We start from the raw sequence: 5,177 nt of genomic DNA on the forward strand, positions 1-5,177 counted from the left end.
AATGATTGTAATGATTGTAATGATTGTAATGATTGTAATGATTGTAATGATTGTAGGTACTTTATTGACATTTCTTAAAATAAAGTTTTTCGGTATTATATTCTGATTAAAGATTGTAAGTAATTTAAAGAATAGATTTAAAAAATTTACTTTCTTGAATTTATTTATTGTAAATAATATTTAGTTTCGTGCTATGAAAACATTTTCAGTTGTAAATCAAAAAGGAGGAGTAGGCAAAACCACAACGGTCTTAAACCTTGGTGCAGCTCTTGGAAAAAAAGGCAGGAAAGTACTTATAATTGATTTAGATAGCCAAGCAAATCTATCACGTAGTTTTGGGATTGGAAAAACTATTGATAAACATATTGGAACAGTGTTAGCGAGAGAACACCAAGCAAAAGATGTTATTATCAATAAAGGTATAGATATAATTCCTTCATCTTTGGAGCTACTAAAGTATGAGAAATTAATTTCTTCAGAAGAGACCTACCAATTTATATTGGAAGAAACAATAAAACCATTACAAAAGCTTTATGACTATTGTTTAATTGATTGCCCCCCGTCACTTTCGACATTAACTGTGAATGCACTTGTAGCATCAGATTTTTATCTTATACCATTGCAACCAGAATTTTATTCTTATGATGGGTTAAGAACGATAACAGATTTTGCACAAAAGTTAACAAAACTAAATCCTAAACTCCAATTAGCTGGAATCTTTCCAACTAAATATAATCCTAATGCACGCAAGAGACTAAATCACGATGTTATAGAGCATACGAAAGAATTATTTCAAGAGAAGGTATTATCTGTATACATAAGAGATAATGTCTCATTAGCAGAGTCACCTTTGAATCAAACAGATGTTTTCACCTATGCACCCGAGAGTAATGGGGCCAAAGATTATATGCAACTAGCTAACTTAATAGTAAAACTATGACGAAGAAAAATTTAAAAAGTATGCTTAGTCTGAGTGATGACGAGTTATATAGTACTGAAAAAAAAGAAAGTAACGAAATTCAAGAAAGTAAACCAAGTAAAGAAAACAAACTGCATCATAATGCGAAGCCTGAGAGAGAAAAGGTTTCTTTCTTTATTAACAGTAAATTTGTCGATTTGATTGATACTGGAAGGTTAGAAGAAAAATTTAGATCTAAATCTGATTTTGTAGATTACATTTTTGAACAATATTTTAAAGACAAAAAATATTATAAGTAGATATGAATTTATAGAACTATACTAATAGAATTTCAATTTGAGGTATCAAAAATAAATAGATGAAATAATCTGACCTTTTTTATAAAATATCTACCTCTAAAGGCTCAGGCAGGGGAGATGCCTTTTCTATATGAGAAAGCTTACCATTGCTAAAATGTGCTATAAACTCGTACCACAGATCTGCTACATGATCATAAAATTTCACCTCTCCGGTATACTCTTTTTCCTCTACCCAAGTAATCTTGCGTACAGGGACCTCGAACCCACCCATCAATAGCAATGATTCTTCTCCTTCTTTTACTAGATATTCTTCCGGCAAGTCTTCGTCTGAGAAATAGAGCTCTTGGTCAAAAGAGGCCCAAAGCAGTCTTCCCTCCTTTGTGATTTCAATCATGGTTAAGTCTCTATGCAAACTTTTGGTTTGAAACTCCCCTGCACACGATTTTGCTAACAACCGTTTTTCTTCCCCACTCACCGGCAACATATCTGGATGAATCCTAAGGTTATCAAACATGCCCATAAGTATATAATTTGATTGATGGTATGATACAGGAGATATCTTTAGTTACTGCGCTATTTAGGTTGTGCTTGCCCCTTTTGCCTATCCCGCTCATAAAGCCTTTTGACAGCCATGGGATGAAAGGCTTTGCCATAACGGGTTTTAAATCCGGCCACATTGAGTTCTGCAGCTATGGCCCTGTAAGTTGATCCATTTTTGCGTAGCAGCCGGATCACGCTAAGAGCTCTGACCCAATGCTCATCACTTCTGGCATTCTCCATTAAAACAGCCGTCCCTTTTTTTCTTATCTCATCGGTTAAGGTAAGATAAGGACTGCCTAACTTATAGCCTCTTTCTTTTTTTGCCGCCAGCGCAGCCTTGGTGCGCTCAGAGATCATCTTTCGTTCTTTTTCTGCCAGGGCAGCAAACAGGTGCACCGTAAAATGATCAGCCACTGGAATGTCTAACGCTTTAAACTGCACCCCTGATTCGAGCAGCGATGAAATAAAAAACACATTGCGAGACAGCCGGTCTAGTTTAGCAATCACCAGTAAGGCTCCTTTCGCTTTGGCAAGTGCGATCGCTTTAGAGAGTTCTGGCCGGTTGTTGTTCTTTCCGGATTCGATATCGGTGAACTCTGCTAATAGTGTTCCACTCTTGCAAAAGTCTGATACCATCTTTTGTTGAGCCGAGAGGCCAAGCCCACTCTGACCTTGCTTCTGAGTGGAGACTCTATAGTAGGCGACATAACAAGTTAGCCCGGAGGTTTGCATGGAGAAGAAGTCCGATGATTTTTTGCCAATCTAACACAAAATTTCTTTTGTCACAACTCAGCAACGGCCGTTCTTGATTTATAACTTTTCTATTTTTACCTTTGAAAAGTGAAAAAGTATGTTTCTTACTTTCGGGTGTCGACTTTCAAGCAAGGCCAGAGTGGACTGGGTATGGCTGCACAGCGGCGGGCTGTAGCCGGGTATGTCAAAGACCCAACACTCATACTTGAGGAATTTGTAGAAGTAGAGTCTGGAAAAAATGATGACCGGCCAGAGCTCTACAAAGCCATTGACGTTGCAAAGCTTAAAGGAGCTTGCTTACTTATTGCCAAACTTGATAGGCTCTCCAGAGATGCCGCTTTTATTTTCACGCTTCGAAAGACAGGGGTGGATTTTGTGTGTGCTGACATGCCGGAAGCCAACACCTTAACCATCGGCATCTTTGCTGTCCTTGCTCAGCATGAACGCGAACTGATATCCTCCAGAACCAAAGCGGCCCTTTCTGCAAAAAAGGAGAGAGGAGAAAAAATGGGAAAATCAGAAAACTTTCATCAGCAGGGAAGATGCAAAGGAGCAACTTCTATGAAAAGGCTTTCTGTAGAGGCCAAGGAGAACAGGCAGGCCATCGAACTCATCAGGCTTTACCGCCGGCAAAAGAATGAAAAAGGAAGACCGATGACTTTTGAAGCTATTGCCCATAAATTAAATGCGGCAGGATTTATCACCCGTAGGGGGAAAGTATTTACTAAGGGATGGGTAAAACAATTATATGACCGCCTCTAAGGTGTCCTCCGATTCATTGTAAACGAAATCTACTAGAAGAAGTCTCCTTTAAAAAGATTCCTATTTGAGAGTAAGCGCTTACAAGTTAATGTTTTACTCTAGTGCTGCAAATAACACTTATAGCACTAGAGTGATGGAAAGAATATAGATTAAAATCGGAAGGGATCCTCTTCTTCGGAATCGGAAGGTCTCCTGTACTGATTAAATCTGGCCTTAGATTTTTCTTCTGATATTTTTTTTCTCTCCACAATATCTACTGCAAACAATTCACCTCCATTTAATTCTGGTGCTATGCTTTCGTCATCAATAGTCAAATTTTCTACTGGAGAATTTAATTCTTCTACATCGCTTTGCTTTGAAGCAGAAGTCCAAAGATAGTGTAACTCAACTTTTGGAAAACAATGTTCTGTACTACTAGAATCAAAAGTAATTTTAGTGATTTTATCAAGTTTATTACGCTCTACTTTCAAAGGAATACCTTCGTGTATAGCTGCCACTTTCATATTGATTTCAGTTTTTGCATCAAATCTTCTAGCAGGCTTTGCATCTAGTATTCTAGCAAGGCGAAGTTTAGTTATATCAGGTACAAAACCAATAATAACCCATTCATTTGCCGTGTAAGACCTATAGATTATATATACTTCTCCTGTAAAATCTTCAAACTTTATTTGATTATCTGTGAAAGTAAATTGAGTACGACTTTCATATTGAAGTGATATATTTCCTTTGAAATTCTCTTTTATAGCTTGATCAAAATTATTTAGAACATTTCTACAGAAATCATATTGGCTATTATTATAATATTTGGAATTTGGATCAAAATAAGTTACAATAGTGTGAACAGAAAACAAACAAAGAAGGAGTAGAAAATAGTTTTGTAGTTGCGACACAAAACACTCTACTCCTATGAAAGCAATAAGTGCCTTCCAAACAATACTAGCAAAAATGAACAAGGTAAGCAAACCGCTAGAGAGCTTTTTGAATGAACTGCTGATAGTGTTCCTTTCTCTGAAAGGCCGTTATTGCTTTCGCAACCTAAGCAGATGGGCTTCTTTTTGTGAGCATACCATTAGCCGTAACTTCGCTAAAGCATTTGATTTCTACCTTTTCCAGCAACAATTCATGGATTGCTTTCTTCAAGGCAGGAAGCTGATCGCAGTGGTGGATTGCAGTTTTGTGACTAAGGCCGGTAAAGCTACCTTCGGAGTAGATAAGTTCTTTTCTTCCACAGTCAAGAAAGCAGTCAAGGGTTTAGAACTATCCCTGATTGCTTTAGCAGACACAGAGAGCAGAGAAGCTTTCAGCCTGCATGTCAGGCAGACAAAAGCAGGTTTAGGGCAAGAACAAAACCGCATAGATTATTATCTGGAGCAGATAGAAGCAGTCAAAGACTATGTACAGAAAAAAGTAGAATATTTTGTGGCAGACGGTTTTTATGCCAAAAAGAAAGTAGTGGATAAAATCACAGGCTTAGGTTTCGGATTTATCAGCAAACTGCGTAGTGATGCAGACATGAAATACTTATATACAGGCGAGCATGAAAAGCGCAAAGGTGCTAAGAAGAAGTATGAGGGCAAGATCATCTGGAAAGACTGCTTTGAGAAATTTACTTTAGTCACAAGGCTTGACAATGGCATCAGCCTCTACAGTAAGAATGTCTATAGCATGTGCTTGAAAAGACAAGTACGGGTATTAGTTCTGCAAACCTACAACAGTAAAGGAAAGATGGGCTATGCCCTGCTGTTTTCTACCAACATCAAGCAAGCCCCTGAAGAAATTTATCACTACTACAGCCTACGTTTTGCTATCGAGTTTTTGTTCAAGGATGCCAAATCTCACCTGGGCTTACTGTGCTACTCCCCGGAATTCGGACCACTAGCTAAGTTGAAAAACAAGTATTAAAA

Annotated in this window: 7 protein-coding genes; 4 read left to right on the plus strand and 3 right to left on the minus strand. The window is 37.8% G+C overall.

Annotation, left to right across the window (positions count from 1 at the left end):
* Positions 1 to 193 precede the first annotated feature (193 nt).
* Together Q0590_RS36540 and Q0590_RS36545 are read left to right on the plus strand one after the other, a co-directional pair.
* Positions 194 to 940 (plus strand): ParA family protein, encoded by a 747-nt coding sequence (locus Q0590_RS36540; RefSeq protein ID WP_302042631.1) that lies wholly within the window; start codon positions 194 to 196, stop codon positions 938 to 940.
* On the plus strand, positions 937 to 1,218 hold the full coding sequence (locus Q0590_RS36545) for a hypothetical protein (RefSeq protein WP_302042632.1): 282 nt from the start codon (positions 937 to 939) through the stop codon (positions 1,216 to 1,218). The genes Q0590_RS36540 and Q0590_RS36545 overlap by 4 nt, the downstream gene beginning before the upstream one ends.
* A 79-nt stretch (positions 1,219 to 1,297) precedes the next feature.
* Here Q0590_RS36545 and Q0590_RS36550 read toward each other — a convergent pair whose 3' ends face one another.
* Both Q0590_RS36550 and Q0590_RS36555 read right to left on the minus strand, forming a co-directional pair.
* A complete protein-coding gene (locus Q0590_RS36550) occupies positions 1,298 to 1,732 on the minus strand; it encodes a hypothetical protein (RefSeq protein WP_302042633.1) in 435 nt (144 codons plus the stop codon).
* Between the two features lie 59 nt (positions 1,733 to 1,791).
* Entirely contained in the window at positions 1,792 to 2,490 is a 699-nt protein-coding gene (locus Q0590_RS36555; RefSeq protein WP_302042634.1) for a recombinase family protein, read from the minus strand.
* 108 nt (positions 2,491 to 2,598) lie between these two features.
* On the opposite strand from Q0590_RS36555, the gene Q0590_RS36560 reads away from it, so the two are divergent.
* A complete protein-coding gene (locus tag Q0590_RS36560; protein WP_302042635.1) occupies positions 2,599 to 3,273 on the plus strand; it encodes a recombinase family protein in 675 nt (224 codons plus the stop codon).
* Positions 3,274 to 3,422: 149 nt separating this feature from the next.
* Here the strand turns inward: Q0590_RS36560 and Q0590_RS36565 are convergent, their stop codons facing one another.
* Positions 3,423 to 4,124, minus strand: coding sequence for a hypothetical protein (locus Q0590_RS36565; protein ID WP_302042636.1), 702 nt, complete (start codon positions 4,122 to 4,124; stop codon positions 3,423 to 3,425).
* Positions 4,125 to 4,179: 55 nt separating this feature from the next.
* Here Q0590_RS36565 and Q0590_RS36570 point away from each other — a divergent pair, with 55 nt between their 5' ends.
* Positions 4,180 to 5,175 carry a transposase gene (locus Q0590_RS36570; RefSeq protein ID WP_302042637.1) on the plus strand — a complete coding sequence of 332 codons (996 nt, stop codon included), beginning with the start codon at positions 4,180 to 4,182 and terminating at the stop codon, positions 5,173 to 5,175.
* Positions 5,176 to 5,177 lie beyond the last annotated feature (2 nt).

It is taken from the genome of Rhodocytophaga aerolata, from assembly GCF_030503435.1.
GTDB classification, from domain to species: Bacteria; Bacteroidota; Bacteroidia; order Cytophagales; family 172606-1; genus Rhodocytophaga; species Rhodocytophaga aerolata.

Bases quoted from the DNA above. Each gene is read 5' to 3' on its own strand.
- Q0590_RS36540 (WP_302042631.1), top strand. From the start codon at position 194: ATGAAAACATTTTCAGTTGTAAATCAAAAAGGAGGAGTAGGCAAAACC.
- Q0590_RS36550 (WP_302042633.1), bottom strand. From the start codon at position 1,732: ATGTTTGATAACCTTAGGATTCATCCAGATATGTTGCCGGTGAGTGGG.
- Q0590_RS36545 (WP_302042632.1), top strand. From the start codon at position 937: ATGACGAAGAAAAATTTAAAAAGTATGCTTAGTCTGAGTGATGACGAG.
- Q0590_RS36570 (WP_302042637.1), top strand. From the start codon at position 4,180: ATGAAAGCAATAAGTGCCTTCCAAACAATACTAGCAAAAATGAACAAG.
- Q0590_RS36555 (WP_302042634.1), bottom strand. From the start codon at position 2,490: ATGCAAACCTCCGGGCTAACTTGTTATGTCGCCTACTATAGAGTCTCC.